Raw genomic sequence first — 3,490 nt, forward strand, 5'->3', positions numbered from 1 at the left:
GAGACAGTCCCCACCGCCTCCTGCAACGACGTGCCCCGGGTGATGCGGCCGATGAGCACGAGCACGGCCGTGGACACGATGAGCCCCAGGCCCAGCTCCTCCAGCGAGTCGGTGAAGACGTCGAACCAGCACACGTCCCGGCGGAAGCCCCCGAAGCGGTTGTAGCCGAGCAGCAGCACGTACGTGGCCACCAGGTAGCCCAGCACGTTCGCGGGATGGGAGGTGAAGCCCGCCCACCACACCTCCATCGTGTAGAGCAGCGGCAGGCTGAAGAGCAGCCCACCCGCGATGCCCCGGCCGTACTCGCGCAGGGACTCCGGCACCGGACGACGGCGGCGGGGCGCGTTGGCGGGGAGGGCGTCGGCCATACCTGCCGGAGTGTAGGGTCGCTTCCCGGGGAGGGAAGTCTCCGGGGGCGTGAAACGCGCGCGGGATGACGGTCCATGCCCGCCGCCGTGCCGATGAGCGTCTCGCCCGCGGGGCCGTGGCGAGAGACGCGGCGGTCCGTCATCGGAATGCGGCTCGCGGCTCCAGAAGCACCAGGAGCGCGACAGCGTCTCCTCGGGCGCGAGCAGCAGCACGCTCAGCGCTTCGCCGCCCGGCTGCCGGGACAGCGCGTGCAGGAGCTGGAAGCTGGCGCAACCTCCCCCCACGATGGCGATGTCGTAGCAAGCGTCCGGCGGTGGGGTCATGGTGGGGTGCCATCCAGTCAACGCCGCGGGGGCCAGGAACTGAGATGGCCCGTGCCCGAGCGTCGGACAAGCCACGGTGCCCTCGCGTCCCGGTCGTGGCACTGGTCCGGCGAGGGCAGGGGGCCGCTATAGTCGGCGCCGCCCATGACCGAGCGTCCCTCCCAATACATCCTCACGCTGTCGTGTCCGGATCAGCGCGGCATCGTCCACGCCGTCTCTGGATGGCTCGCCGAGCACGGCTGCAACATCCTCGACAGCGCGCAGTACGGAGATCCGCAGACGCGGCTGTTCTTCATGCGCGTGCACTTCGCGGACGAAGCGTCCAAGACGGAGCCTGCGTCCCTGCGTGAGGCGTTCGCGCTGCTGGCGCCGCGCTTCTCCATGGACTGGCACCTGCACGACGCGGCGGTGAAGCCCCGGGTGCTGCTGCTCGTCTCGAAGATTGGCCACTGCCTGAACGACCTGCTGTATCGCTACCGCAGCGGCATCCTGCCGGTGGAGATTCCCGCCATCGTGTCGAACCACCGGGACTTCTACCAACTGGCCGCGTCCCACGACATCCCGTTCCACCACCTGCCGGTGACGCCGGAGAACAAGGCGCAGCAGGAAGCGCGGCTGTTGGAGCTGGTGCGCGAGCAGCGCGTGGACCTGGTGGTGCTCGCCCGCTACATGCAGATCCTCTCCGGAGAGACGTGTGATGCGCTGCGCGGGCGGCTCATCAACATCCACCACTCGTTCCTGCCCAGCTTCAAGGGCGCGCGGCCCTACCAGCAGGCGTATGACCGGGGCGTGAAGCTGATTGGCGCGACGGCCCACTTCGTCACGGGGGACCTGGATGAAGGCCCCATCATCGAACAGGACGTGGAGCGCGTGGACCACACCCTGTCGCCCGAGGCCCTGACGGCGATGGGCCGCGACGTGGAGAGCGTGGTGCTGGGCCGCGCGGTGACGTGGTTCGTGCAACACCGCATCCTGCTCAACGGCCACAAGACCGTCGTCTTCCGCTGAGCTTTGGGCGCTAACCGGCGGGGCAGGCGGCGCCCGCTTCGAGCACGTCGGCGTCGTGGTGCACCTGCACGGCGCCGGAGGCTTCCAGGTGGCGCACGAACAGGGAGCCGAACACCTCCGCGTTGCCGCTCAGGTTGAGCTGGGCCTGGGGCGCGTAGAGGTTGCCCGCGAGCGTGCTGCCGGCGGAGATGTCCAGCGCGTCGGTGCCGGCCACGTACACGCGCACGCGCGAGGGCAGGGTGGTGGAGCCCAGCGTGAGCTGGCCGGACACGACGAAGCCTCCGGCCACGAACAGGTCCAGCTCTCCCGGAGGCTGCACGTCCACGGTGAGGGCTTCGACCAGGTTCACGCCGCCGGGGATGAACACCGCGGTGCGGCCCCGGATGCGCAGCGTCGCGTGGCCCGTGCCCGCCACGCGCGTGAGCAGGAAGCGGCCACAGGGCAGCGCCAGCTCAGCATCGCCCGTGACGTTCTCCAGCGACGCCGGGTCCAGACCGATGGCCGCGTTGTCGTTGTCCCGCGCGTGGTGGGCGATGAGCGCGGCCGGATCAAAGCGGGACGCGGCGTCACAGGCGCAGGGGACGACGGGGGCCACGGGTTCACGGCGCAGCTCGGCCGCCTGGGCGGGGCCGGGCGTGAAGCCAGCGGGCACCGTGAGCACGCCGCCCACCATCAGCGAGGCGAGCGACACGTCGCCGTTCACCCGCGCGTCGCCCGACACGGTGGCGGAGGTGCCGGAGCCCGAGAGGGGACCGCTGCTGTCCAGGCTGCCGCCCACAAAGAGCGGGCTGCTGAGCTGGAGTCCGGACGCGCCGCCCACCTGGAGCGCGCCGCCCACCTGGACGCGGTCGTTCGCGGACAGGCCGCCATTCACGCCCACGTCGCCGCCCGGGCCTCCGGGCGCGTACGGGCCCGCGCTGCTCCGGAACGCATCCGCGAGGAAGGGGGCGCTGAGCGACAGGCCCTCGCACGAACACGCCGCGCGGCGGAACAGGGCTTCCGCCAGGTGGCCGCTGCACCGCGGGGGACCGGCGGCGGGGTCGCCCAGCAGGAGGGGAGGGCCGCTGTTGGCGCAGTGCTCGGCCCACGCATCCGGGACGGGGCCCCCGGCGTCGGACGTGTGCAGCGTGGCCACCGGATCATTCACGGTGCACGCGGAGGCCAGGAGCGCGAATGCCGCGACACGGGGCTTCATGGGCAGGAGGGCTCCAGGAGGTTGCGCCTGCCCGCGCCGAGGAGCGGACTCCACCGCAAGGGCCATTCCGGGCGGGGCATCGGGGCGGCCGCCACGGCTGGCTTCGCGATGCGGTGCTCCGTGATGGAGCCGCGCCTGCCGACGCGAGCCTTGGACGGGTTGCTCCCCACGACAGGGCTCATGGCCGGGACAGTTCCCGCAGCCGGCCGCGCGACGCCGCGCTCAGGGGCGAATCGGGGTGCAACGCGATGAACGCCGTCAGCACCCGAGCCTCCGCCGCCGTGTCGCCCAGCGCGCGGTAGGCCTCCGCCTCGCCGTGTCGGGCCTCCGGATCCAGCATGCCGCCGGGCTGGAATCGCTGGGCGTCCTGGAACTGGCGCAGCGCTCCCCGTGCGTCGCCCAGGTGCTCCAGCCGCAGCGACCCCGAAGCGACGCGCGCTACATACGCAGCCAGCGACGAGGGCTGTGCGCGGATGACGCGCAGGTACAGCGCTTCGGCGTCCTTCCACCTGCCTTCCGTGCGCAGCGCATTCGCCTGCCGCAGCAGGTCCTCCGGCCGCGCGGCCTCCCGGTGGGCCACGGCGGTCGGACGGGA

4 protein-coding genes are annotated in these 3,490 nt (G+C 72.0%); 1 reads left to right on the top strand and 3 read right to left on the bottom strand.

The genetic code is table 11. The annotated features are described in order from the left end of the window. Window positions 1-368, bottom strand: a 368-nt coding sequence (locus D7V88_RS39880; protein ID WP_120545737.1) for a DUF2391 family protein, incomplete at its 3' end; no start/stop codon positions are given. Window positions 369-836: 468 nt separating this feature from the next. Here D7V88_RS39880 and purU point away from each other — a divergent pair. Then, complete coding sequence (gene purU, locus D7V88_RS39885) at window positions 837-1,700, top strand: formyltetrahydrofolate deformylase (RefSeq protein WP_120545738.1); 864 nt, start codon at window positions 837-839, stop codon at window positions 1,698-1,700. A 10-nt stretch (window positions 1,701-1,710) separates the two neighbouring features. Here purU and D7V88_RS39890 read toward each other — a convergent pair whose 3' ends face one another. Together D7V88_RS39890 and D7V88_RS39895 are read right to left on the bottom strand one after the other, a co-directional pair. Beyond that, on the bottom strand, window positions 1,711-2,895 hold the full coding sequence (locus D7V88_RS39890) for a DUF7305 domain-containing protein (RefSeq protein WP_120545739.1): 1,185 nt from the start codon (window positions 2,893-2,895) through the stop codon (window positions 1,711-1,713). Window positions 2,896-3,073: 178 nt separating this feature from the next. Further along, window positions 3,074-3,490: tetratricopeptide repeat protein (locus D7V88_RS39895; RefSeq protein WP_147449087.1), on the bottom strand; the 417-nt coding region annotated here is incomplete at its 5' end.

It is taken from the genome of Corallococcus terminator (assembly GCF_003611635.1).
Taxonomy (GTDB): Bacteria; Myxococcota; Myxococcia; order Myxococcales; family Myxococcaceae; genus Corallococcus; species Corallococcus terminator.